The sequence below is a fragment of the Nonomuraea sp. NPDC002799 genome (assembly GCF_053592075.1).
The window spans coordinates 289,993-312,326 of sequence record NZ_JBSFVA010000005.1; the positions used below are offsets into that span (position 1 = coordinate 289,993).

A 22,334-nucleotide genomic window follows, 5' to 3' on the forward strand; every position below is an offset into this window, starting at 1 on the left:
GCTGCTGATCATTTCCGCGACGCAGCTCGGCACCACCCTAACCGCTCAGGCGGAGGCTCCGCCGAATATCACGGGGCCGGATATCACGGGAAGACCGGCGAACTGCGCCTTGAAACCCAGTCGCTGCGGTTATCCCGACGCCACGAATACCGGTGTTCCGGCCGGGACGAAATTGACCGTCGTGAAAGGCGACCTCTCCATCGCCAAGGCCGGCGCCGTGGTGGAGGGCAAGGACATCCGCGGCTGCGTCCTCGTCAAAGCGCCCAACGTGACCATCCGCCGCTCCAAGGTCACCTGCACCGGCTACTACGCCATCGGCAACTTCATCGAGACCTACAAGGGCGGCGGCCTGCTCATCGAGGACGTCGAGATCGACTGCCGTGACCACAACACCACCGGCGTCGGATCCTACGGAATGACCGCCAGGCGGCTGAACGTGCACGGCTGCGAGAACGGCTTCGACATCGACGACACCACCAGCGTGCTCGACTCCTACATCCACGACCTGTACGAGGGCGCCACCGGCCACGCGGACGGCATCCAGCTCGCCGGCGGATCCAACATCAGGATCGTGCACAACACGATCTTCGTCCCCGGCGGCACGTCGGCCATCATCAGCCACCCCAGCAGGAACGCCAACGTCCTGGTCGAGGGCAACCTGCTGGCGGGCGGCGCGTACACGCTCTACTGCCCGCGCGACGTCAGCCGCGACTACCGCGTCATCGCCAACAGGTTCGGCCGCAACTTCTCCGCCAAGGGCGGCGCGTACGGGGCCTGGACCGCCTGCAAGAAGGCCTCCGTCGTCCGGGACAATTTCTGGGACAACACGCTGAAGCCCGTGTGACCGCCCCGACCGGCCGGCGGGCCACCCGACCGGCCGACGCGGTCGCGTTGCCGCGGGCTCAGTAGAGTTGCCCGGTGCGACGCGTATCGGTGGTGGGCAACTCCGGGTCGGGCAAGTCGACGCTGGCCGCCGGGCTGGCCGGGCGGCTGGGCGTGCCCTGGCTGGAGCTCGACTCCATCTTCCACATGCCGGGGTGGACACCCCGGCCGGTGGCGGAGTTCCGGTCGGAGGTGGAGCGGTTCACGGACGGTGACGGGTGGGTGGTCGACGGCAACTACTCCGCCGTACGCGACATGGTGTGGTCCCGCGCCGACACCGTCGTCTGGATCGACCTGCCGCGAGGCACGGTGATGCGCCGCCTCCTGTCCAGGACGCTGCGCCGGATGGCGGGCCGCACCGAGCTCTGGAACGGCAACAAGGAGTCCTTCCGCTTCCTGTTCGACCGTGACGAGTCCATCATCTGGTGGGCCTGGACCAAGCACGCGACCTATCGCGAGCGCTACCGGCAGGCGGCCGCCGACCCCGCGTTGGCGCATCTGACCTTCGTCCGGGTCGCCTCCCGCGCCGACGCCGCCCGCCTGCTGGCGGCCGGCCGCTGACCCCGTCCACACCACGCTCGCCGCGAGCGCACAGCAAGCTCACTGCGGGCGCACAACGGGCGGTAAGGGGCGCGGCACAGGGCGTGGCGCGGGCGGGCACAGGCGGGACACGAGGGGCGCGGTGGTGGTGCGGCGGCGCTATCGTGGCCGCGTGCACATCGACGAATGGCTCCAGGTGATTCCGGCCGGGTGGCTGTACGCGACGGTCGCCCTCGTCATCGGCCTGGAGAGCCTCGGCATTCCGCTGCCCGGTGAGATCGTCCTGGTCAGTGCCGCCATCCTGAGTGCCAAGGGTGTGGTGGACCCGCTCTGGGTGGGCGCGTGCGCGAGCGCCGGGGCCATCGCGGGCGACTCCGCCGGCTACGCCATCGGCCGCAAGGGCGGCGCGCCCCTGTTCGCGCGGCTCGGGCGGCGCTTCCCCAAGCACTTCGGGCCGCGCCACGTGGGCAAGGCCGAGGAATATTTCCATCGGTTCGGGATGTGGGCGGTCTTCGTCGGCCGCTTCATCGCGCTGCTGCGCATTCTGGCCGGGCCGCTGGCGGGGGCGCTGCGCATGCCGTACTGGAAGTTCGCCGTGGCCAACGTGCTCGGCGGGATCGTGTGGGCGGGCGGCACCACCGCGGTGATCTACTCTTTGGGGCTGGTCGCGGAGAAGTGGCTGAAGGGCTTCTCGTGGGTCGCGCTCGTGGTGGCCGTGCTGTTCGGGATCGCCACCACGCTCTGGCTCAGGCGCCGCGCCGCCTCAGCGCTCGATGAGGGTGACCTCAAGGGAGTAGTGGGAGGCCCGGTAGACATGTGAGCCGTGCTCGACCGCCCGGCCCTGGTCGTCGTAGGTGGTGCGGACCATGGTGAGCAGCGGGGCTCCCCGGCGCTCGTCCAGGAGCCGGGCCTCCGCCTGGGTGGCCGCGCGGGCGCCGATGCGCTGGTTGGCCACCCGCATCCGCACGCCCCCGCCGCGCAGCAGCTCGTACAGGCCGCGGCCCTCCAGGTCGGCGGCCGTGAGCTGGGCCAGGCCGATCGGGAGCCAGTTGTGCAGCACGGCCAGCGGCTCCCCGGCCGCGAAGCGCAGGCGCTCCAGGTAGAGGATCTGGGCCCCGGCCTCGACGCCGAGGATGGCGGCGATGTCCTCATCGACCGGGCGCGGCTCCAGGGCCAGCACCTGCGTGGCCGGCTCCTGACCTGACCTGCGCAGGTCGTCGTAGAGGCTCGTCAGCTCGACCGAGCGCTTGACCTGCCCGTGCACCACCTGCGTGCCCACGCCGCGCTTGCGGACCAGCAGGCCCTTGTCCACGAGATACTGGATGGCCTGGCGGATCGTGGGTCTCGACAACCCCAGTTTGTCGGCCAGCAGGATCTCGTTGTCCAGCCGGGAACCCGGCGCCAGGTCACCGCGCCGGATCGCCTCGGCGATCTGCTCGGCCACCTGGAAATAGAGCGGCACGGGGCTGGATCGGTCCAGGTCGATGGCCAGGTTCGCGGTCATGCTGATCAGCTTAACCGAGGTCAGAATGTCCTGACAAACGAGTCATGCGCGCGGGAACGGGCACGACGGTTCTGACGGCGCTGCAGGTCCGGCTACGGCCTGAGGCGGCTTCGGCCCGGTCGGGCTAGGGGACGAGCCGGGGGAGGGCGGTCAGCGAGGTGATGCGGGGGAAGCCGATCGGCGCCGGCTGGACGCCGAGCCGGTCGAGCCAGACCGAGCGCATCCCGGTCACCGCCGGCCCCGTCACGTCCTTGTCCACGTCGTCGCCCACCAGCAGCACCTCCTCCGGCGCCAGCCCGAGCGCCGCCGCGGCCCCGGTGTAGGAGGCCGGCGACGGCTTGTAGTGACCGCCCAGCACCTCGCCCGTCAGCACCGTGCGCAGCGGGCCGGCCAGGCCGATCGCCTCGACCTTCGCCTCCTGCACGATTTGCGCGCCGTTGGTCAGCACCCCCAGGACGAACCCGTCCAGCCCCGCCACCACCTCCGCCGCGTCCGGGTAGGCGGCCCAGCCCTGCCGGTAGCGGCCGGCGAACCCGGCGTAGGCCGCGTCGAGGTCGCCGGGCGCCGGCACGGCCAGCTCCCGGCAGAGCGCGCTCAGCCGCAGGCGCCGCTGCTCGGTCACCGTGCACTCGCCCGCCTGCCACATCGCCAGGTAGGGGCCCTCAAGGGCGGCCCAGAGCGCGGGCACCTCGGACAGGCGCGGATGGCCGGGGGAGTGGCCCGACAGCCAGGCGGTGATCGCGGCGTCGGACGCGGCCCGGTGGTCGAGCAGTGTGCCGTCCAGGTCGAACAGGATGCCCTTGATCACGGGCCAAGCGTACCGGCGGCGATCCGGGCGGCGGTCTCGCGGGGTGGGTAACCGAGCGTCAGCCCGCGTACGGCCAGCGGCGCCCGCGCGAAGCGCGACTCGGCGTCGTCGCTCAGGACGTAGGACAGCGCGGGGGAGCGGGCCCGGTGCTCGTCCAGGGCCTCGGCCTCCGGCTCGGCCAGCTCCCGCGGCAGCGCCTCGCGGTAGTCGGCGATCAGCGCGTTCAGGTCGAAGAGCTGCCCGTAGCGCTCGGCCGTGCCCGCCACCACCCTGATCAGGTCGCCGGTCGTCCGCGCGTGGTAGACCAGCCCGGTCCCGCCGCTCTTGGCGAACCAGCGCAGCGCCTCCTCGGCCGGCAGCGTGAACGCGCCGTACGGCTTGCGCCCGTACAGCAGCGCCTCGGCGATCCACCGGTCGCACCACAGCTCGTCGCGGTAAGGTGCGGGGGCCTGCGGATCGACGGTGAGCCCCTGGGCCAGCACCGGGTTCCAGGCCGACACCAGCGGGCTGCTGAAGCGGGGCATGCGCGGGCCACGCCAGTGGCTGAGGGTGTAGCCGAACCAGATGGTGACGACCTCGATCTGCCGCTTGGCGCGGCGGCGCTCGTAGGTGCCGTTCATGATCTGGCCGCCGTCGGGGTGGCGCCACGGCCCGGGAGCGAGGCCGGGGTCTGCGGGGATCGGCGGAGTCCGGTAGTCGGGATGCAGGATCCACGCGTCCGCCACAGTCCCCGCCCCTTTCCCGATCGGCATATGCATTACGTGTCAGACCACTAGAGTGGCATCGTGCATCACCCGTCACTTCCTTGCAACAGACCAGGTGTAAACGCTGATTTTTGTCATCGATGCGCATGACGTGCGTATGCAGTTGAGCGTGGTGGCGGCCCGGCTCGCGACGTTGCGCGCCGAATGCCGGATGTCGATGAAGGTCGCGGCGCGGGCGGCCGGGCTCAACACGTCCACGATCTTCCGCATCGAGCACGGTCTCGTGGCGCCGCGGGAGTCGACCGTGCGCACCCTGCTGGAGCTCTACGGCGAGGGCGAGCACGCGCCGCGGCTGCTGTCGCTGCTGCGCGAGGAGCGGGTGCCCGGCTGGTACGACGCGCCCGCGGTGCCGATCGGGTTGTCGGGGTTCCTGGCGCTGGAGGACCGGGCGCAGGTGATCTACACCTACTGCCCGCGTCACGTGCCGCCGCTGCTGCAGACCCAGGCCTACGCCGAGTCCGCCGCGTACGCCGCGCTCCCGCCGGGCGCGCCGCACGAGCGGATCGCCCGCGTCGCCGATCTGGCCGGGCGCCGGCAGACGGTGCTCGGCCGGCGCGACGGGCCGCATCTGTGGACGGTGCTCGACCGGCACGCGCTGCTCGACCCGCCGCTGCCCGACCCCGGGGACCGCCTGGCCCAGCTCGACGCGATCATGCAGGCCGTCCAGCGGCCGCACATCGCCGTGCAACTGGCCAGGCCGCGCGCCGAGACCGGCTACGTCTACCAGGGGCCGCCGTTCACGCTGCTGCGCTTTCCCGAGCCGGACCGGGCCGACGTGCTGGTGCTGCACCTGCTGCACGCCCCGGTGGTCATCGAGGACCGGCGGCGGATCGAGGAGCACCAGCAGGCGTTCGCGCGGTTGTCGTTGTCGGCCTTTCCCCGCGACCGCACCGCCGACGTGCTCGCCGGGCTGCGCGGGACGCTGACCGCCTGACAGGGGTCACTGCCGCTGGCGGTAGTCCCCCGCGCGGCGCACATGGTCGATCATGATGCGTTCCGCCGCGTCGGCGTCGCCGGCCTCCAGCGCGGCCAGGATGCCCTCGTGCGCGTCGAGCTGGGCTTTGACCTGGGTCTCGTCCAGCCAGAGCGACGCCTCGGCGGGCACGGGGACGTTGTTGCGCACCGACCTGGCGTGCGCGCCCAGGAAGGCGGGCCCGCCGATGTCGGTGATGCGCAGATGGAACGAGCGGCTCTGCTCCCCGAGCCGCTCGTGCCTGCCCTGCTCGGCGTCGGCGGCCATCGCGTGGTGCAGCTCCCGCAGCGACGCCAGCTCCCCGGCGGTGATCCGCCCGGCGGCCAGGCGCGCGCCCAGCCCCTCGACCACCGCGCGCAGGCCGTAGTACTCGGCCAGCGCCTCATCGCCCAGGTCCACCACGGTCGCGCCGTGGTGCGCCTCGTAGCTGATCAGCAGGTCCTTCTCCAGCCGGCGCAGCGCCTCGCGCACCGGCGTGACCGAGACGCCGAGCCGCTTGGCCACCTCGCCGGCCCGCACGGCGGCGCCGCCGGGGATGCGGCCGGTGCGGATGTCGTCGAGCAGCACGCTGTAGACGTACTCCGCCTTGCTCATCGGCGGCCGGGGCTCGCTGGTCGGCATGTCGTTAAGTGTCCCGCAACATCGCAGTTCGTCAGTCCAAATCTTGACCTATGACATATTTCTTATAAGTTACATAACCATGACGAGCCTCGCCGACCTCCGGGTCATCGACGCGGCGACGCTGTTCGCCGGTCCCTCCGCCGCGATGATGCTGGGCGACTTCGGCGCCGACGTGATCAAAATCGAGCATCCCCGGCGTGGCGATCCCTCACGCGGCCACGGCGCGTCCGTGGACGGCGTCGGGTTGTGGTGGAAGACGTTGTCGCGCAACAAGCGCACCGCCGCCGTGGACCTGTCGCACCCCGGCGGCCAGGACATCCTGCGCCGCCTGGCCGGGCGGTCCGACGTGCTGATCGAGAACTTCCGCCCCGGCACGCTGGAGCGCTGGAACCTGGCCCCCGAGGATCTGCTGGCGGCCAACCCGCGGTTGATCGTCGCCCGGATGACCGGGTTCGGGCAGTTCGGGCCGATGTCGAAGCAGCCGGGGTTCGGGACGCTGGCCGAGGCCATGAGCGGGTTCGCGGCCATGACCGGGCAGCCCGGCGGGGCGCCCACCCTGCCGCCGCTGGCCCTCGCCGACGGCATCGCGGGCCTGGCCATGTCGTACGCGATCATGGTCGCCCTGCGCGCCCGCGACCAGACCGGCCGCGGCCAGGTCATCGACATGGCGATCATCGAGCCGATCCTGGGCCTGCTGGGGCCGCAGATGAGCGCGTACAAGGCGCTCGGCGTCGTGCCGGAGCGCACCGGCAACCGCTCCAGCAGCAACGCGCCGCGCAACACCTACCGCACCCGCGACGGCCGGTGGCTGGCGATCTCCACCAGCGCCCAGCCCATCGCCGAGCGCGTGGTCACCCTGGTGGGGCGGCCCGACCTGGTCGAGCAGCCGTGGTTCGCCAGCGGGCACGGCCGCGTCCAGCACGTGGACGAGCTCGACGAGGCCGTCGCCTCGTGGATCGCCGAGCGGGACGCCGCGGAGGTCATCGCCCGCTTCGAGGAGGTCCAGGCCGCGGTCGCGCCCATCTACGACGTCGCCGACATCGCCCGGGACCCGCAGTACGCGGCGCTGGACACCTTCGTCGAGGTGCCCGACGAGGAGCTCGGCTCGCTCACCATGCAGAACGTGTTCTTCCGCCTGTCGGACACTCCCGGCGAGATCCGCTGGCCGGGCCGGCCGATCGGCCGCGACACCGACGAGGTGCTCGCCGAGTCGGGCTACTCGGGCGAGGACATCGCCGCCCTGCGCGCGGACGGGGTGATCGCGTGAACGTCACCTGGCTCTACGTGCCCGGCGACCGCCCCGAGCGGTTCGCCAAGGCGGTCGCCTCCGGCGCCGACGTGGTCATCATCGACCTGGAGGACGCCGTCGCGCCCGCCCGCAAGGACGAGGCCCGCGCCAACGCCGTCGCCTACCTGCGCGAGCGCCCGGCGGGCGCCCGGGTGCACGTGCGGATCAACGACCTGGCCGGCGAGCGCGGGCGGGCGGACCTGGAGGCGGTCGGCGACCTGGCCGACGCCGTGCGGGTGCCCAAGGTCGAGTCGGCCGGGACGCTCGACGCGATCACCGGGGCCGCGCCCGCGTACGCGCTGCTGGAGTCCGCGGCCGGGATCGTCGAGGCCCGCGCCGTCGCCGCGCACCCGCGCGTCGCCGGGGTCGCGCTCGGCGAGCAGGACCTGGCCGCCGAGTTGTCGATCACCGACGAGCACGCCATGAACCACCTCAGGCTCCAGGTCGTCCTCGCCGCCGCCGCGGCGGGGCTGCCGCCGGTGCCCATGTCCGTCTACCCCAACATCCGCGACGAGGAGGGCCTGCTCGCCTCCTGCGTGGCGGGCCGGGCGATCGGCCTGTTCGGCAGGACCGCGATCCACCCCCGGCAGATCCCCGCGATCAGGCGGGCGTTCCGGCCCACCGGCGAGGAGACGGCCAGGGCCGCCGAGATCGTCGAGGCGGCCGAGCGCGCCGAACGGTCGGGGATCGGCGCGGTCGCCCTGCCCGACGGCCGGTTCGCGGACGCCCCCATCGTCGCCAGGGCCCGCCGCACGCTGGCCCTCGCGAAGCGGCTCGCCGGCGACGGCCCGGCCTCCGGAGGCTAGCGCTCGTCTCGCGATCCGTCGCCGGCCGCCGGAGACCAGGTGGAGGGGCTCCAGCGTTCGGAGAGCTCGACGTCCTCGGGCGGCGGGCCCGGCAGCTCGCGGTGCGCGGGCGGCACCCGGAGCGAGTCCGCCATCAGGGCCAGGTAACGCAGGCGGAGCTGCCGGGTGCGCTCCTCGCCGCCCAGCTTGATCGAGGCGAGCTGCTCGAACAACATCGCCACGTCCGCCGCCGTCACGTCCGGCCGCAGCACGCCCGCCGCCACCGCCCGGTGGTGCACCTCCGCGGCCAGGGCGCCGGCCCTGGCCGCGTCCTCGTGCAGCTCCTGCGTGGGCTGGAAGGTGCCCGCCAGCTTGATCGTCAGCGAGTTGGTGTCGGCGTCCACGATGCCGCGCAGGTATCCGGCGAACGCCTCCCACGGCTCGCCGTCGTCGGCCAGCGCCCGCTCGGAGACCTCGACGTAGAGCTTGAGCCCGTCGCCGCAGAGTTTCTGCAGCAGCGCCTCCTTGCTGGGGTATCGGCGATAGAGTGCGCTGATCCCGACACCCGCCTTCTCGGCCACGGCCGCGATGGGGGCGCCGGGATCGGCGGTGAAGACCGCCCGTGCCGCCTGGAGGATCAACTCGTCGTTACGCGCGGCCTGTGCCTTGCGGCCGCTCATGGGTGCGGTGCTCATACCCCTAGCATATGGGAACGTAAGGTTCCGTTCTACTGTTGGCGCGCCCGGCGGGTGAGCCACGTCTCGGCCGGTCGGCACAGCAGTGTCGTACCCGAGGCCGTGCACCAGGTCTGGTAGTCGGAGGAGAACAGCCGCTCGCCGAGCCAGTGGTAGTCGGAGCGCGGCTCCTGGCGAGGCGTGTGGGCGGCGAAGTTCGCCGCGTCGTCGACGCTGCCCGTGCCGTCGTAGCGCGCGACCGCGGGGTAGGGATACACCGGCCGCGTCCGCGTGACGGCGCCGTCCGCCACCTTCGACGCGACGATCCTCGCGGGCTCCCGGCCGCTCTCGGTCCAGGCCATCACGGGGGTGAGGATGTCGAAGGTGTTCGGCCCCTCGCCGCCGCCGCAGTGCGCGACCCCGGGGAAGAGGTAGAGCTTGGCGAACCGGTCGACGGTTCGCTGCCCCATGCTCGCGCGCATGGCGTCGTAGTAGGCCAGCGTGCCCTGCGGCGAGATGTGCTGGTCGTTCCAGCCGTGCCAGAGCAGCAGCTTCCCGCCGCCGCGCTGGAAGCGGCCGAGGTCGGGGTCCATCGCGGACAGGTAGGCGGAGGATCGCACCGTGTTCCAGAACGACGCGACCGTGAACTTCAGATCGGACAGCTTCCAGCTCGGGTTCACCACGTTGGTGTAGCCGAGGTAGCGCGCGAAGCTCACCACGAAGTTCTCGCTGCCCACGGTCTGTCCCTGCGCCGCCGGCACGAACAGGGTCCATTCGAGCTCGGATCCCCACTCGTGGGCGATCGCGGGCTCCAGCCGCCGGCCCCGCTCGTCCACCGCGCCGTCGTGCAGCCGGCGGACCACCCCGGCCTCGGCCGGGGACAGGCACGCCGCCGGATCCCCGCCCGGCTCGCAGATCAGCGTGGCCGGGTCGAAGCCGCACCGGCGGGGGTCGTCGATCACACCGTCCGTCAGGCCGTCCGTTCCGTCGCAGGCGGCCAGCACGGCGTCGTGGATCAGCGGCAGCCTGCCGGCGAGCAGGATGGAGCGCCCGTCCTCATCGAGGTTGGTCAGGACGTTCCACGCGTGGTGGAAGGTGTTCTGGACGACCATGTTGTTCGCGGGCGCGCCGGCGGCGATGCCGTCGAAGTCGCCGGGGAAGCGCTGCGCCTCCATCAGCGCCTCGCGGCCCCCGTCGGAGCAGCCGTTGAAGTAGGAGTAGACCGGGGCGCGGCCGTAGAACCGGGTGATGACGGCCTTGGCGACCTGGGCCGTCACGTGCACGCCCCGGTAGGCGAAGTCGATCTGCGCCTGCGGGTCGCCCGCCGCCCAGGTCCCGTCGTTGCGGCCCTGGTGACCCATGTCGGTCGTCGCGCTGGCGACCGTGCCGTCCGCGATCGGCGGGCAGGCCGACGCCTGCGTGTAGCCGATGTTGGCGCTGCCGCACAGGCCGCCGCAGCCGGTCTGCACGTAGCGCTGTGTCCAGCCGTTCACGGGCAGGCGCAGGACGATGGTGTCGGCGGGGGCGATGGTGCCCCGGACGTCGCAGTACGGAGCCGGCGCGCCCGCGGTGGCCACGGTCGCGGACCGGATCGTGACCGGCGCGTCGGTGACCCCGTCCAGGTCGAGGCCCGTCAGAGCGGCGCAGTCCAGCACGGGGCGCAGCGCGGGCAGGTCCGCGAGCCCCGCCGCCGTGATCGGGCGCCGCCCGGAACCGGCACCGTACGCGCTGTCGGCACCGGTCGCCCTATCGGCGCTGACTGCGGTATCGGCACCGGCCGCGGGATCGGCGCCGGCCGCGCTGCCCGCGCTCATGGCCGGGACCAGGGCGGCCACCAGGACCGCGACGACGAGGGCACCGGCCGGCCGGCCGGACCGGCCGCGCGCGCGTTCCGCGACGCTCGACCGGTGCCTCCTGCCAGGAACGAAGAAGCCGCGCATGGGACAACCGCCTCTCAGGGGGGCCGCCGGACCGGGAGCCGGCGGGCGTGCGGAGAAGGTCATGGACCTGGGCGATGGCCGCCCTTGGCCCGCTGGATGAGCTCGTAGACGTGGGCCCGCAACTCGGCGAAGCGGGGCAGCGAGCGGGTGGTGAGCTGGTCGCGCTCGTCCGGCAGGTCGATGGCGACGTCTTCGAGCACGACCGTCGGCGAGTCGGACAGCACGATGACGCGCCGGCCGAGATAGACCGACTCGTCGATGTCGTGGGTGACGAACAACACGGTGACCCCGAGGCGCCGCCACAACGAGCGGACGAGGTCTTCGAGATCGGCCCGGGTCTGGGCGTCGACGGCGGCGAAGGGCTCGTCCATCAGCAGCAGATGCGGCTCGTAGGCGACCGCGCGGGCGATGGCCACCCGCTGCTGCATGCCCCCGGACAGTTGCCAGGGGTGGGCGTCCCCGGCCTCGGTCAGGCCGACGGCGTCCAGCGCCTCCGCGACCAGCCGCCGCCGCTCGGCCTTGGGGACCTTCTTCTCCTTCAGCGGGAGCTCGACGTTCTGCCGCACGCTCATCCAGGGGAACAGGCTGCGGCCGTACTCCTGGAAGACCACGGCCATGCCGCGCGGCGGGCCGGTGACCCGCTCGCCTTCGAGCAGCACCGCGCCGGCGGTGCTGTCCAGCAGGCCGGCGATGCACTTCAGCAGGGTGGTCTTGCCGGCGCCCGAAGGCCCCACGATGCAGACGAGCTCGCCGGACCCGACGGTGAAGGTCAGGTCGCGGACGGCCTCGACGCTGCGGCCCCGCCCCTCATAGACCTTCTTGAGGCCGCGGACGTCCAGCATCGTGGTGACGCTCTCCGGGCGCGCGGCGGCGCCGACGGGTGTGGTGGTCATCTCAGCCCTCTCGCTGTGACATGCGCAGACCGGTGTACCAGCGCAGCAACCGGCTCTCCACCACTCGGAAGATCATCGACAGGGCGATGCCGATCAGCCCGAGCATGATGATCCCGGTCCACATCTGCGGGATCGCGAAGCTGCGCTGGAACTGGATGATGGTGAAGCCCACGCCGTTGCTCGCGGCGAACATCTCGCTGATCACCATCAGGATGATCCCGATGGACAGCGCCTGCCGCGCGCCCGCGGCGATCTGCGGGCTGGCCCCGCGCAGCACCAGATGGACGAGCCGGGACCGGCGGCGCAGCCGGTAGCTGCGGGCGGTGTCGCGCAGCACCTCGTCCAGGGCGCGGACGCCCTCCACCGTGTTCAGCAGCACCGGCCACACGCAGCCCGAGACGATCACCAGGATCTTCATCCCGTTCCCGATGCCGGCGAACAACATCAGGATCGGCACCAGCACCGGAGACGGGATGGCGCGGAAGAACTCCAGCACCGGCTCCAGCAGGCCCCGGAGCGTGGGCGACGAACCGATCGCGGTGCCCAGGCCCACGCCCAGCGCCACGGCCGCGAGGTAGCCCGCCAGCAGCCGGGCCAGGCTGGGCAGCACGTCGGCGGCGAAGCGCCCGGTGAACCAGGTCTCGCCGAAGGTGCCCGCAATCTGGCTCAGCGGCGGCCAGAAGAAGCTCGTGCTGTCCGCCGTCGCCGCCCACCAGGCCGCGACCAGCAGCACCGGCACCGCCAGCAGCAGCAGGACCCTGCGGCCCGCGCGGCTCACGCGGACACCTCCCTGCGGATCGAGGGGTGCCAGCGCAGTGCCCGGCGCTCGGTGGCGCGCGCGATGACGTTGACGACCACACCGATCAGGCCGACCACGATGACCAGGGCGTACATCGAGGCGACCGCGCCGGAGCTCTGCGCCACCGCGATCTGCCGGCCGAGCCCGGGGGAGCCGATGATCAGCTCGCCGGTGATCTCCAGGATCAGCGCCACCGCCGCGCCCAGCCGGAAGCCGGTCAGCACGTACGGCAGCGCGGTCGGCCAGATCACCGTGCGCACCTGGGTCAGCGCACGGAACCGGTAGGACCGGGCGGTCTCCCTGGCGACCGGGTCCACGTCCCGCACGCCGTACAGCACCTGCACCAGCACCTGCCAGAAGGCGGCGTAGACCACCAGCAGCAGCGTCGAGCGCATGTCCGTGCCGAACAGCAGCACGGCCAGCGGGATCAGCGCCACCGACGGGATCGGGCGCAGGAACTCGATCGTCGAGTTCAGCGCCGCCCGCACCAGCGGGACACCGCCGATCACGATGCCCAGCAGCACGCCCGCGCCCATCGCGATCGACAGGCCGATCGCCCAGCCGCGCAGCGTCTGCGCCAGGGACTGCCAGAACTCCGCCGTCCCGGCCTGCTCGGCCAGGGCCGCGACCATGGAGCTGAACGGCGGCAGGTACCGCTCGTCCACCAGCCCGATCCTGGGCGCCAGCTCCACCACCATGACCAGCCCGGCCAGGCCGATCAGGCCCAGCAGCCAGGCGGGCGGCGGGTGGTGCCGGCGGGTGTCCCGGCCCCGGCCCGCCGTCGCCACCGCTGTCACGGAAGGAGCCCGCTGAGGTCGGGAGCGCTCTGGATGAGGCCGTCCTGCACGGCGAGCTTCGACAACGTCTCCAGCGAGTCGCCGTTGACCTCCGCCGGATAGGTGGGGAGCGTGAGCGAGCCGGTCAGCGACGGGTCGATCTTCGTGTACGTGAGCAGGACCTTGCGCACCGCGTCCGGGTTGTCGCTCGCGTACTTCAGCGACTTCTGCATCGCGGAGGTGAAGCGCTTGACCAGGTCGGGCTTGGCGGTGAGGGTCTGCTGGGAGGTGAAGTAGCCGGCGATGGTCAGGCCGGGGGCGGTGTCCACGTAGTTCGACGCGATCACGCGGTCGCCGTTCTTCTTGGCGGTCGCCAGGAACGGCTCGACGACCTGGACCGCGTCGACGTTCCCCTTGTCCAGGGCGGCGAGCATGTCGGGGAAGGCCAGCTCGGTGAAGGTGACGTTCTTGGCGTCCCCGCCGGCGGCCCGGATGGAGGCCCGCACCGTCGTGTCGTTGATGTTGTTCAGCGTGTTGACCGCGACGCGTTTGCCGGCCAGGTCGGCGGCGGACTTCAGCGGGCTGCCCGCCTTGACGACCACGCCGCCGAAGTCCTCGCCCTGGGTCCCCGTCGAGCCGGCGCCGGGTGCGACGACCTTGAGAGGGAGGCCCTTGGACTTGGCGATGATCAGTGAGGTGAAGTTGCTGAATCCGAACTCCACCTGGCCGCTGACGACGGCGGGCACGATGGCGGCGCCGCCCTGGGCGGGGACGAGCTCCAGCTTCAGCCCTTCCGCGGCGAAGAATCCCTGCTGGTTCCCGAGGTAGATCGGCGCCACGTCGATGATCGGGATGACGCTGACCTTCACCGGGGTGGGAGCTCCCGAGGCGCCGCCGGCGTCCGCGGGAGGGCTCTGCCCGCCGCCGCACGCGGCGAGAAGGAGAGCGGAGGCGGCGGCCAGAGCCGCGCGGATTTTGATCACGGTGTTCTCTCCAGGCGTCGGTCAGGGGTGGAGATGCCGGGCACTCGTCACGGACGAGGCCCGCCGGGTCGGGACGCGCGGTCTGTCCTCCCGATGACACCGCTCGTTGGGTGGAGTTGATGCTATGAATGATGAACGAGATTGTCAACGATTTGTACGCCAAGTGCTACGCCGAAGTTGTCTGCACTTTTCGGGTCACGACATGCGCGAACAGGCCCCGGCGCGGACGGCCAGGACCTGCTGATCAAAGGGTGTTGCGGTGCTCCGGAGAAGCCTGGGAGCTCAGGCCTTGGTCACCACGGCGCTCTCCAGGTGCGGCGCCGCCGTCCGCGAGATCTGGGCGATCACGTCGCTCAGATGCGCGCGCATCGCGGCCTCCGCGCCCGCCGGATCGCCGGCCACGATGGCATCGACGATCTTCTCGTGCTGGCCGAGCGACACGCTGGAACGCCCCGGCTGCAGGGAGAGCCGGAACTGGTGGCGGACGAGCTGGCCCTGGAGCCGGATGAGGATGGTCCGGGCGGTCACCTGCCCGGCGATCTCCTGGATCAGCTCGTGCAGCGCGGCGTTGAGGTCGGAGTAGGCCAGCGGGTCGTGGGCCGCCACCCGCTCGCGCATCGCCTCCTTGATGCCGATGAGCCGGCCGGCCTGCTCGGACGTCACCCGCTGCGCGGCCTTCGCCGCCAGCAGGCCCTCCAGCACCATCCGCACTTCGGTGATCTCCACGGCCTCGGCGGTGGAGATCACCCGGACCCGCGCCCCCTTGTTGCGCTGCACCTCGATGAGGCCGTCGGCGACGAGCTCGCGCAGTGCCTGCCGCACGGTGGACCGGCTGACGTGGTAGAGGCCGCACAGCTCGGCTTCGACGAGCCGCTGTCCTGCGGCGAAGTGCCCGTCCAGCACCGAGCGGCGGATCTGCACGACGAGGTCCTGGGGGTCGCCCGCTCCCATGCCTTCCTCCCGCGCCGGTCGCCGCAGAATGGCGACTTGAAGTGGTTGACAGTATAGGCGCCGGACATCGCGCCATGATCCCGTCCGGGTGGCCGCTACCATTCATCTCGTCAGCACGGCTGCGGATGACTGGTGGGACGTGGGGGAACTTGACGTGTCGGCTGAGCTGAAGACCCCGCAGGCCGGCGCCACGGCCGCGCCCGCACCCGGGTCCCCGCCCGTCAGGCGGGTGGAGACGGATCCGGACCAGGTGCTCGGCGAGATCCGCGACGCCATCGCCACCGGCGAATACGTTCCGGACCAGCGCCTCGTGGAGGTCGACCTGGCGGCACGCTTCTCGGCCAGCCGCAGCGCCGTCCGCGCGGCGCTGCTCCAGCTCTCCAACGAGGGACTCGTGGAGCGCGTGCAGAACCGTGGCGCGCGGGTGCGCGCGGTCCCCCTCGACGAGGCGATCGAGATCTCCGAGGTCCGGATGGTGGTCGAGGGCCTGTGCGCGGCCAAGGCGGCCGAGCGGGTGACGGCCGCCGACATCGAGGAGCTCCGCCGGATCGGCGCCCGGATGGCGGAGTCGGTGGCGGCCGGCGACGTGCTGGCCTACTCCGCGGCCAACCAGCTCCTGCACCGGCGGATCCGCGACCTCGGCGAGCAGGGCACGGCGGAGCGCGTCCTGGAACGGCTGCGCGCGCGCAGCGTGCGCCACCAGTTCCGGCTGGCCCTGCAGCCCGGCCGGCCCGCGGTCTCCCTCCTTGAGCACCAGGCGATCATCGAGGCGATCTGCGCCCGCGATCCACGGGCGGCGGAGCTGGCGGTCCGCCGCCATCTGGGCAGCGTGATCGAGGCGCTCAAGGCGACGGGCACCCGGCCCGCGGCGGGCCTGCCGCGTTAGGCGCCGGGCGCTCGATTCTCCGGTGGTTGAACCTGGCGGCGGAGGAAGCCGTACCACGCCAGAGACCACCGAAAGGGTCATCATGAACATGCGCCCCCTCATCGTCACCGGCCTGGCCGCGGCCGTCGCCCTGGTCGCCACGTCGCTCAGCCCGTTGTCCGCGCAGGCAAGCACGCCCATCTACCTGGCCGCGTCGCTCAAGGGCGCGAACGAGGTGCCCGCTCAGGGCACGAAGGTCGGCGACCCGGACGGCAGCGCGCTCGCCGTGTTCCGCATCCACGGCCACCGCGTCGACTACGCCGTCCGGTGGCAGCGGCTCGCCGCACCCAGCGGGTTCCACATCCACCGGGGCCGGGCCGGCCAGAACGGCGACGTCAGGGTCCCGTTCCTGGGCCAGGCGCTGCCCGCCTCGCTGCACGCCGTCAAGGGCACGGTCGTGGTCAAGGACCTCAACCTGCTCGGCCGCATCATCAACAATCCCGGTAACTGGTACGCCAACCTGCACAACGCCGAATTCGGCGGCGGCGCCGTACGGGCACAGCTCCACCGGATCCGGCCGGTGGAGCTGGAGTCGGTGTTGTCGCACGGGTTCGGCCACACGCTGACCACGCGGGCCGACGGGCGGCAGGAGGTGGCGGCGCCCGGCACGAAGGTCGGCGACGGCGACGGGCGCGCCGGGTGGCTGGTGCAGCCGGAGGGCGGCCGGGTGTGGTTCGCCACCGCGTGGAAGCGGATCGGGGCGCCGGTCGGCGCGCACATCCACCGCGCCGTCAAGGGCAGGAACGGGCCGGTGGTCGTGCCGTTCTTCGCCGCGGCCAAGGGCCTGCCGGCCGGCGTCAACGGCGTGGCGGGCAGCGTGGCCACCCCCGCCGCGCTGGGCCGCCGCATCTGGAACAACCCGAAGAACTGGTACGTGAACCTGCACACCGCCGAGTTCCCCGGCGGCGCGGTACGCGGCCAGCTCTACCGGGGCGACTGGTGACGGTGTTCGCCGCCTAAGCGCGGTGCTCCAGGATGCGGGCCACCTTGCGCCAGTCCACGAGCTTGAAGTTGGTGGTCTCCCGGTCGGAGTCCGCCGGGGTGTCGGCGCCGTCGTGCACGACCAGCAGGCCCTGGGGGAACGCGCCGCCCAGCGACGCGCTGGTGACCATCGCGCCGTCGCTGACCTCGGCGCCGTCGGCCCGGTCGCCGGGCCCGACGCGGAACTGGGCGAGGTGCGCGCCGCCGTCGCGGTCGTAGACGGCGAAGGTGTCGTCGCCCTGGCTGGAGGCCAGCAGATAACCCCGGCCGCCGTCGCCCCGGTAGATCGTCAGCCCTTCGGCGTCGGCGGCCAGGTGCTCGCCACCGTAGCCGCGGTCCTGGCCGGGGACGCACTCCTCGGTGGCCGGGTCGTAGGCGTCCTGGCGGCCGTACTCCTTGACCTTGTCCATCAGCGCCGGCCGCCCGGTGAGGTCGGCGCGCAGGCGCCAGATGCCGACGTCCTCCTGCGCGGCGTAGAGCACGCCGCGTTCGGCGTCCACGACCATGCCCTCGACCTGCGGCAGCTCACCCGGCTCTGCGCACGGCGCCCAGGTGGTCCCGTCCGGCAGGGGGAAGCTCGCGGGCAGGTCCAGGGTGCGGGCCCGCTGGTAGGTGACCTTGCCGCCGGGGGCGGCCACGAGCCGCAGCAGGCCGAGCGTGGTCGTGTGGCGGCGGCTGACGAGCACGTGGGTGCCCGCGACGGCCAGCCCGTACGCGGTCTCGGCCGCGTCGACCTCCTCCTGGGTCGCGTTGAACACGAACGGCGCCGAGGCGTCGGTGACGTCCGTCAGCGGCGGCCGGCCGGCGGCGGCCGCGGCCGGGTCGATCGCGTAGACCCGAAGCTGGTCGCGCCCCCGGTCGGAGGCCACGGCCAGGTCCGCCCGCGCGCCCGTGGACAGGCGGAACCCGTGGACGAGGTCGACGTTGTTGAGCCGGCCCGGTTCGTGGCCGGGACCGGGGGCGGGCTGGGCCGGGAGGTGCTGGAGCTGCGCGCCGGACAGGGAGTAGACGTACAGGCCGCCCTCCTTGGCGGTGGTGATCACCACGCTCCTGCCGGGGCGCGACGGGTGCACCCAGATGGCCGGGTCGTCGCCGTTGGCGTGGCCGCCCGCCTCGTCGTCGTGCAGGGGCGGGGTCTCTGCGGCGGCCGTCACGGTGGGCAGGCCGGTGGCCGGTGCCGTCACGGGGGTGAGAAGCAGGAGCAGCGTGGATAAGAAGGAATGCACGGGCATCTCCTCACACGGAACGAGCGGTGAACGTGCTGGGCATAAGTCAGCATGTCTATACAAACAGATGATATTGAGGTAGAACCAGGGCCAAGCCCGTTGGTCTTGGAGGTGTCCTATGAGACGTACCCCGATCGTGCTGGCGCTGCTGGGCGCGCTCGCGGTGACCGGCTGTTCATCCTCGGGAGGGCAGAGCCCCACGCAGAGCGCGCCGGCGGCCTCCGCGCCCGCGGCGCCGGGCGGCAACTTCGCCGTCATCACCCACGGCGCCCCCGGCGACTCCTTCTGGGACGTGGTCAAGAACGGTGCCGAGGCCGCGGGCAAGCAGTACGGCGTGCAGGTCACCTACCAGGGCGACGGCGACCCCGCCAAACAGTCGCAGCTCATCGACCAGGCCGTCTCCGCGAAGGTGGACGGCATCGTGGTCTCCCTGGCCAACCCCGACGCCTTGAAGGAGGCCGTCGGCAAGGCCGTCGCGGCGAAGATCCCGGTCGTGACGATCAACTCGGGCGCCGACTCCTCCAAGGCGCTCGGCGCCATCACGCACGTCGGCCAGTCGGAGGACGTGGCCGGGCGCGGCGCGGGCGAGCAGCTCAAGGCGGCCGGCGTCACCAAGCTGCTGTGCGTCATCCACGAAGCCGGCAACGTCGGCCTCGACCAGCGGTGCAAGGGCGCCGAGCAGACGCTGGGCGGCACGGTCGAGCGGCTGCAGGTGGACGTGAGCAACCTGGCCGACGTCACCTCCAAGGTGACCGCCAAGCTCCAGACGGACGCGCAGGTCAACGGCGTGCTCGCGCTCAACCCGGCCGTCGCCGTGGCCGCCAGGGACGCCATCAAGGACGCGGGGTCGCAGGCCAAGCTGGCGACGTTCGACCTGTCGGCCGACGTGGTGACCGCGATCAAGGACGGTGAGGTCCTGTTCGCCGTGGACCAGCAGCAGTACCTGCAGGGCTACCTGCCGATCACGTTCCTCGGCCTGTACAAGAACAACCTCAACACCGTCGGCGGCGGCCTGCCGGTCAACACCGGGCCGGGCTTCGTGACCAAGGACAACGCCGAGCAGGTGGCCGAGCTGGCCGCGGCGGGCACCCGATGACCACCGCGCCGGTGCGGGCCGACGAGCGGGTGGCCGGCCTCGGGCCGGCCCGCCGCCTGCTCATCAGGCCCGAGCTCGGCGCGGTGGTCGGGCTGGTCGTGGTCTTCACCTTCTTCGCCGCGCAGTCCCCGGTGTTCAGGTCGCCGGCCGGCATCGCCAACTGGCTCGATCCGGCCGCCACGCTCGGCATCATGGCGGTCGCGGTCGCGCTGCTGATGATCGGCGGCGAGTTCGACCTGTCGGCGGGCGTGCTGACCGGCACGAGCGGGCTGATCCTGGTCACGCTGGCCACCCGCTACGGGTTCAACGTGTGGCTGGCGATGCTGGTCGGCCTGGTCGTGGCGCTGGGCATCGGGCTGGCCAACGGGCTGATCGTCACCAGGACCAGGCTGCCGTCGTTCATCGTCACGCTCGGCACGTTCCTCATGCTGCAGGGCGTCAACCTCGGCGTGACCAAGGCCATCACCGGGACCGTGCAGGTCGGCGGCCTGCGGCGGGCGTCCGGGTTCGAGGGCGCGAACGCCCTGTTCGCCGGGACGATCGAGATCGGCGGGACGTCCTTCCGGGTGGCGATCCTGTGGTGGATCGTGGCGACGGCGCTGGCCACCTGGGTGCTCATGCGCTCCAAGGCGGGCAACTGGATCTTCGCGGTGGGCGGCAACGAGCAGGCGGCCCGCGCGGTGGGCGTGCCCGCCGCCCGTACGAAGATCGCGTTGTTCATGACGACGGCGTTCGCCGCCTGGCTGGTCGGCTCGATCCTGGCGCTGCGCTACACGTCGGTGCAGGCCAACATCGGCATCGGCCAGGAGTTCATCTACATCATCGCCGCCGTCATCGGCGGTTGCCTGCTCACCGGCGGGTACGGCTCGGCCGTCGGAGCCGCCGTCGGCGCGGTCATCTTCGGCATGGCCGACAAGGGCATCGTCTTCCTGGGCTGGGACGCCGACTGGTTCAAGTTCTTCCTGGGAGCCATGCTGCTGCTGGCCACGCTGGCCAACCGCCTGGTCAGGCGGTACGCCGAGGAGGTGAAGCATTGATTCTGGAAACCCGGGGCATCGGCAAGACGTTCGGCTCGGTGCTGGCGCTGCGCGAGGTGTCGATGGCCGTGGAGGCCGGCCGGGTCACCTGCGTGCTCGGTGACAACGGCGCGGGCAAGTCCACGCTCATCAAGATCCTCGCGGGGGTGCACCAGCACGACGAGGGCGTGTTGCTGGTGGACGGCGAGGAGGTGCGCTTCGGCGGCCCCCGCGACGCGCTCGACCGGGGCATCGCCACCGTCTACCAGGACCTGGCGATGATCCCGCTCATGTCGGTCTGGCGGAACTTCTTCCTCGGCTCCGAGCCGCGCAAGGGCCTGGCCTTCGACGTGGCCAAGGCCCGCCGGGTGGCCCGCGAGGAGCTGCGGGCGATGGGCATCGACATCCGCGACGTGGACCAGCCGGTCGGCACGCTGTCGGGCGGCGAGCGGCAGTCGGTCGCCATCGCCAGGGCCGTCTACTTCGGCGCCCGCGTCCTCATCCTCGACGAGCCCACCTCGGCGCTGGGGGTCAAGCAGGCGGGCGTGGTGCTCCGGTACATCGCCCGCGCCCGCGACCGGGGCCTCGGCGTCGTCTTCATCACCCACAACCCGCATCACGCCTATCCGGTGGGGGACCGGTTCCTGCTGCTCAAACGGGGGACCAGCCTGGGGGAGTTCGGCAAGGCCGAGATCACCACGGACGAGCTGACCGCGCTCATGGCGGGCGGAGCGGAGCTGGACGAGCTGGCCCACGAGCTGAAGCGGGATCAGATGGAGATTTGACGGGTTCGTGAGGTGGCCTCGACGCGGGACGCGGAATGATCCTGTCGGCGGGACGTACACCCGGATCTACTTTGTAAAGGCGTTCGGCGTGGAGCTGTGGTGCGATCGGCCCCCGGGACCGTTATTACCGGGGCGCGGGTTTTCACCCGGCGGCCCGGAAGGGCCGCCGGGACCGCGCTGGCGGCTGCCGGATCGACGGCGCCGCTTCCAGCTCGCCGGTCACCTGATGCCGCGCCGGCCCCGTCCGTGTCATGCTCGTCCTACCGGACGAAGGGGGATCCTGCATGGCCTCGCATGACGGGAGCAGACTGCTGGCGGTCAGCGACCTGCACGTGTCGTACGCCGAGAACCGGGCCATCGTGCAGGACCTGAAACCCACGTCCTCCGGCGACTGGTTACTGGTCGCGGGGGACATCGGCGAGCTCCTGGAGGACATCGCCTGGACACTGCGCCTGCTGGCCGGCCGCTTCGAGCGGGTGGTGTGGGCGCCGGGCAACCACGAGTTGTGGACCCCGAAGGGGGAGCTGCCGGAATTGCGGGGCGTGGCCCGCTACGAACGTCTGGTGGAGATCTGCAGGGAGCTGGGCGTGCTCACGCCCGAGGACCCGTACCCGCTGTGGGAGGGCAGGGGCGGGCCGGTCAGGATCGTGCCGCTCTTCCTGCTCTACGACTACACGTTCCTGCCCCCGGGCCACCGCACGAAGGAGAGCGGCCTGGCCTACGCGCACAGCACCGGGGTGGTGTGCACGGATGAGTTCCTGCTGCACCCCGACCCGTACCCGAGCCGCGAGGCCTGGTGCCGGGCGCGGGTGGAGCTGACCGAGCGGCGGCTGGCGGAGCTGGACGACGTGCCGCTCGTCTTCGTCAACCACTATCCGCTGGTCCGCGAGCCGACGGACGTGCTGCACTATCCCGAGTTCGCCCAATGGTGCGGGACGACGGCCACGAGAGACTGGCACACGCGCTACCGGACGGCCGCGATGATCTACGGTCATCTGCACATCCCCCGCGTGACCTGGTACGACGGCGTGCGCTTCGAGGAGGTGTCGCTCGGTTACCCCAGGGAGTGGCAGCGCAGGACGCGCGAGCGCGAGCTGCTGCGGGAGGTCCTCCCCTGACCATCC

General features: G+C 71.9%; 24 protein-coding genes. 12 read left to right on the forward strand and 12 right to left on the reverse strand.

The features are described 5' to 3' along the window. Positions 1-181 precede the first annotated feature (181 nt). The 3 genes from ACWD0F_RS12775 (at position 182) to ACWD0F_RS12785 (ending at position 2,242) form a co-directional block, all read left to right on the forward strand. The gene (locus tag ACWD0F_RS12775; protein WP_449874770.1) at positions 182-844 is read left to right on the forward strand and encodes a hypothetical protein; all 663 of its coding nucleotides are present in this window, start codon (positions 182-184) and stop codon (positions 842-844) included. A 74-nt stretch (positions 845-918) separates the two neighbouring features. Further along, the gene (locus ACWD0F_RS12780; protein ID WP_449874772.1) at positions 919-1,443 is read left to right on the forward strand and encodes a hypothetical protein; all 525 of its coding nucleotides are present in this window, start codon (positions 919-921) and stop codon (positions 1,441-1,443) included. 151 nt (positions 1,444-1,594) lie between these two features. After that, positions 1,595-2,242 (forward strand): DedA family protein, encoded by a 648-nt coding sequence (locus tag ACWD0F_RS12785; protein ID WP_449874774.1) that lies wholly within the window; start codon positions 1,595-1,597, stop codon positions 2,240-2,242. Here ACWD0F_RS12785 and ACWD0F_RS12790 read toward each other — a convergent pair. The 3 genes from ACWD0F_RS12790 to ACWD0F_RS12800 form a co-directional block, all read right to left on the reverse strand. After that, positions 2,186-2,926 (reverse strand): GntR family transcriptional regulator, encoded by a 741-nt coding sequence (locus tag ACWD0F_RS12790; protein WP_449874776.1) that lies wholly within the window; start codon positions 2,924-2,926, stop codon positions 2,186-2,188. The genes ACWD0F_RS12785 and ACWD0F_RS12790 overlap by 57 nt on opposite strands. A gap of 124 nt (positions 2,927-3,050) precedes the next feature. After that, the gene (locus ACWD0F_RS12795; protein WP_449874778.1) at positions 3,051-3,734 is read right to left on the reverse strand and encodes an HAD family hydrolase; all 684 of its coding nucleotides are present in this window, start codon (positions 3,732-3,734) and stop codon (positions 3,051-3,053) included. Further along, the gene (locus tag ACWD0F_RS12800) at positions 3,731-4,459 is read right to left on the reverse strand and encodes a hypothetical protein (protein ID WP_449874780.1); all 729 of its coding nucleotides are present in this window, start codon (positions 4,457-4,459) and stop codon (positions 3,731-3,733) included. The genes ACWD0F_RS12795 and ACWD0F_RS12800 overlap by 4 nt, the downstream gene beginning before the upstream one ends. A 136-nt stretch (positions 4,460-4,595) precedes the next feature. Between ACWD0F_RS12800 and ACWD0F_RS12805 the strand changes: the two genes are divergently transcribed. After that, positions 4,596-5,432 (forward strand): helix-turn-helix domain-containing protein, encoded by an 837-nt coding sequence (locus ACWD0F_RS12805; RefSeq protein WP_449874781.1) that lies wholly within the window; start codon positions 4,596-4,598, stop codon positions 5,430-5,432. A 6-nt stretch (positions 5,433-5,438) separates the two neighbouring features. On the opposite strand, the gene ACWD0F_RS12810 is transcribed toward ACWD0F_RS12805, so the two are convergent. Beyond that, positions 5,439-6,092 carry a GntR family transcriptional regulator gene (locus tag ACWD0F_RS12810; protein WP_449874783.1) on the reverse strand — a complete coding sequence of 218 codons (654 nt, stop codon included), beginning with the start codon at positions 6,090-6,092 and terminating at the stop codon, positions 5,439-5,441. A 79-nt stretch (positions 6,093-6,171) separates the two neighbouring features. On the opposite strand from ACWD0F_RS12810, the gene ACWD0F_RS12815 reads away from it, so the two are divergent. Both ACWD0F_RS12815 and ACWD0F_RS12820 read left to right on the forward strand, forming a co-directional pair. Continuing rightward, positions 6,172-7,359, forward strand: coding sequence for a CaiB/BaiF CoA transferase family protein (locus ACWD0F_RS12815; RefSeq protein ID WP_449874785.1), 1,188 nt, complete (start codon positions 6,172-6,174; stop codon positions 7,357-7,359). Further along, positions 7,356-8,186: an HpcH/HpaI aldolase/citrate lyase family protein gene (locus tag ACWD0F_RS12820; protein ID WP_449874787.1), complete on the forward strand. Its 831-nt coding sequence runs from the start codon at positions 7,356-7,358 to the stop codon at positions 8,184-8,186. Before ACWD0F_RS12815 ends, ACWD0F_RS12820 begins: the two co-directional genes overlap by 4 nt. On the opposite strand, the gene ACWD0F_RS12825 is transcribed toward ACWD0F_RS12820, so the two are convergent. The 7 genes from ACWD0F_RS12825 to ACWD0F_RS12855 form a co-directional block, all read right to left on the reverse strand. Further along, positions 8,183-8,860 carry a TetR/AcrR family transcriptional regulator gene (locus ACWD0F_RS12825; RefSeq protein WP_449874789.1) on the reverse strand — a complete coding sequence of 226 codons (678 nt, stop codon included), beginning with the start codon at positions 8,858-8,860 and terminating at the stop codon, positions 8,183-8,185. The two genes, ACWD0F_RS12820 and ACWD0F_RS12825, sit on opposite strands and share 4 nt — an antisense overlap. A gap of 32 nt (positions 8,861-8,892) precedes the next feature. Further along, positions 8,893-10,779, reverse strand: a complete 1,887-nt coding sequence (locus ACWD0F_RS12830) for a tannase/feruloyl esterase family alpha/beta hydrolase (protein WP_449874791.1) — start codon at positions 10,777-10,779, stop codon at positions 8,893-8,895. A gap of 59 nt (positions 10,780-10,838) precedes the next feature. Further along, entirely contained in the window at positions 10,839-11,621 is a 783-nt protein-coding gene (locus tag ACWD0F_RS12835; protein WP_449875021.1) for an ABC transporter ATP-binding protein, read from the reverse strand. 52 nt (positions 11,622-11,673) lie between these two features. Beyond that, complete coding sequence (locus tag ACWD0F_RS12840; RefSeq protein ID WP_449874793.1) at positions 11,674-12,450, reverse strand: ABC transporter permease; 777 nt, start codon at positions 12,448-12,450, stop codon at positions 11,674-11,676. Further along, a complete protein-coding gene (locus tag ACWD0F_RS12845; RefSeq protein ID WP_449874795.1) occupies positions 12,447-13,268 on the reverse strand; it encodes an ABC transporter permease in 822 nt (273 codons plus the stop codon). Before ACWD0F_RS12845 ends, ACWD0F_RS12840 begins: the two co-directional genes overlap by 4 nt. Next, positions 13,265-14,230 (reverse strand): ABC transporter substrate-binding protein, encoded by a 966-nt coding sequence (locus tag ACWD0F_RS12850; RefSeq protein WP_449874797.1) that lies wholly within the window; start codon positions 14,228-14,230, stop codon positions 13,265-13,267. The genes ACWD0F_RS12845 and ACWD0F_RS12850 overlap by 4 nt, the downstream gene beginning before the upstream one ends. Before the next feature lie 282 nt (positions 14,231-14,512). Further along, the gene (locus ACWD0F_RS12855) at positions 14,513-15,181 is read right to left on the reverse strand and encodes a GntR family transcriptional regulator (RefSeq protein ID WP_449874798.1); all 669 of its coding nucleotides are present in this window, start codon (positions 15,179-15,181) and stop codon (positions 14,513-14,515) included. Between the two features lie 154 nt (positions 15,182-15,335). On the opposite strand from ACWD0F_RS12855, the gene ACWD0F_RS12860 reads away from it, so the two are divergent. Both ACWD0F_RS12860 and ACWD0F_RS12865 read left to right on the forward strand, forming a co-directional pair. After that, positions 15,336-16,067 carry a GntR family transcriptional regulator gene (locus ACWD0F_RS12860; RefSeq protein ID WP_449874800.1) on the forward strand — a complete coding sequence of 244 codons (732 nt, stop codon included), beginning with the start codon at positions 15,336-15,338 and terminating at the stop codon, positions 16,065-16,067. An 82-nt stretch (positions 16,068-16,149) separates the two neighbouring features. Then, the gene (locus ACWD0F_RS12865; protein WP_449874801.1) at positions 16,150-17,049 is read left to right on the forward strand and encodes a CHRD domain-containing protein; all 900 of its coding nucleotides are present in this window, start codon (positions 16,150-16,152) and stop codon (positions 17,047-17,049) included. Between the two features lie 13 nt (positions 17,050-17,062). Here the strand turns inward: ACWD0F_RS12865 and ACWD0F_RS12870 are convergent, their stop codons facing one another. Next, entirely contained in the window at positions 17,063-18,313 is a 1,251-nt protein-coding gene (locus ACWD0F_RS12870) for a phytase (protein ID WP_449874803.1), read from the reverse strand. Between the two features lie 118 nt (positions 18,314-18,431). Here ACWD0F_RS12870 and ACWD0F_RS12875 point away from each other — a divergent pair, with 118 nt between their 5' ends. The 4 genes from ACWD0F_RS12875 (at position 18,432) to ACWD0F_RS12890 (ending at position 22,328) form a co-directional block, all read left to right on the forward strand. Beyond that, positions 18,432-19,409 (forward strand): sugar ABC transporter substrate-binding protein, encoded by a 978-nt coding sequence (locus ACWD0F_RS12875; protein ID WP_449874805.1) that lies wholly within the window; start codon positions 18,432-18,434, stop codon positions 19,407-19,409. Continuing rightward, positions 19,406-20,446: an ABC transporter permease gene (locus ACWD0F_RS12880; RefSeq protein ID WP_449874807.1), complete on the forward strand. Its 1,041-nt coding sequence runs from the start codon at positions 19,406-19,408 to the stop codon at positions 20,444-20,446. Before ACWD0F_RS12875 ends, ACWD0F_RS12880 begins: the two co-directional genes overlap by 4 nt. Continuing rightward, positions 20,443-21,210 carry an ATP-binding cassette domain-containing protein gene (locus tag ACWD0F_RS12885; RefSeq protein WP_449874809.1) on the forward strand — a complete coding sequence of 256 codons (768 nt, stop codon included), beginning with the start codon at positions 20,443-20,445 and terminating at the stop codon, positions 21,208-21,210. The genes ACWD0F_RS12880 and ACWD0F_RS12885 overlap by 4 nt, the downstream gene beginning before the upstream one ends. Before the next feature lie 284 nt (positions 21,211-21,494). Continuing rightward, the gene (locus tag ACWD0F_RS12890; protein ID WP_449874811.1) at positions 21,495-22,328 is read left to right on the forward strand and encodes a metallophosphoesterase family protein; all 834 of its coding nucleotides are present in this window, start codon (positions 21,495-21,497) and stop codon (positions 22,326-22,328) included. The last annotated feature ends 6 nt before the right edge of the window (positions 22,329-22,334 follow it).

What these genes read in the sequence shown, in the direction of transcription:
- ACWD0F_RS12790 (WP_449874776.1), bottom strand. Translation starts at nt 2,926, where the DNA reads ATGACCGCGAACCTGGCCATCGACCTGGACCGATCCAGCCCCGTGCCG.
- ACWD0F_RS12805 (WP_449874781.1), top strand. Translation starts at nt 4,596, where the DNA reads ATGCAGTTGAGCGTGGTGGCGGCCCGGCTCGCGACGTTGCGCGCCGAA.
- ACWD0F_RS12810 (WP_449874783.1), bottom strand. Translation starts at nt 6,092, where the DNA reads ATGCCGACCAGCGAGCCCCGGCCGCCGATGAGCAAGGCGGAGTACGTC.
- ACWD0F_RS12815 (WP_449874785.1), top strand. Translation starts at nt 6,172, where the DNA reads ATGACGAGCCTCGCCGACCTCCGGGTCATCGACGCGGCGACGCTGTTC.
- ACWD0F_RS12825 (WP_449874789.1), bottom strand. Translation starts at nt 8,860, where the DNA reads ATGAGCACCGCACCCATGAGCGGCCGCAAGGCACAGGCCGCGCGTAAC.
- ACWD0F_RS12830 (WP_449874791.1), bottom strand. Translation starts at nt 10,779, where the DNA reads ATGCGCGGCTTCTTCGTTCCTGGCAGGAGGCACCGGTCGAGCGTCGCG.
- ACWD0F_RS12835 (WP_449875021.1), bottom strand. Translation starts at nt 11,621, where the DNA reads ATGCTGGACGTCCGCGGCCTCAAGAAGGTCTATGAGGGGCGGGGCCGC.
- ACWD0F_RS12855 (WP_449874798.1), bottom strand. Translation starts at nt 15,181, where the DNA reads ATGGGAGCGGGCGACCCCCAGGACCTCGTCGTGCAGATCCGCCGCTCG.
- ACWD0F_RS12865 (WP_449874801.1), top strand. Translation starts at nt 16,150, where the DNA reads ATGAACATGCGCCCCCTCATCGTCACCGGCCTGGCCGCGGCCGTCGCC.
- ACWD0F_RS12875 (WP_449874805.1), top strand. Translation starts at nt 18,432, where the DNA reads ATGAGACGTACCCCGATCGTGCTGGCGCTGCTGGGCGCGCTCGCGGTG.
- ACWD0F_RS12880 (WP_449874807.1), top strand. Translation starts at nt 19,406, where the DNA reads ATGACCACCGCGCCGGTGCGGGCCGACGAGCGGGTGGCCGGCCTCGGG.
- ACWD0F_RS12890 (WP_449874811.1), top strand. Translation starts at nt 21,495, where the DNA reads ATGGCCTCGCATGACGGGAGCAGACTGCTGGCGGTCAGCGACCTGCAC.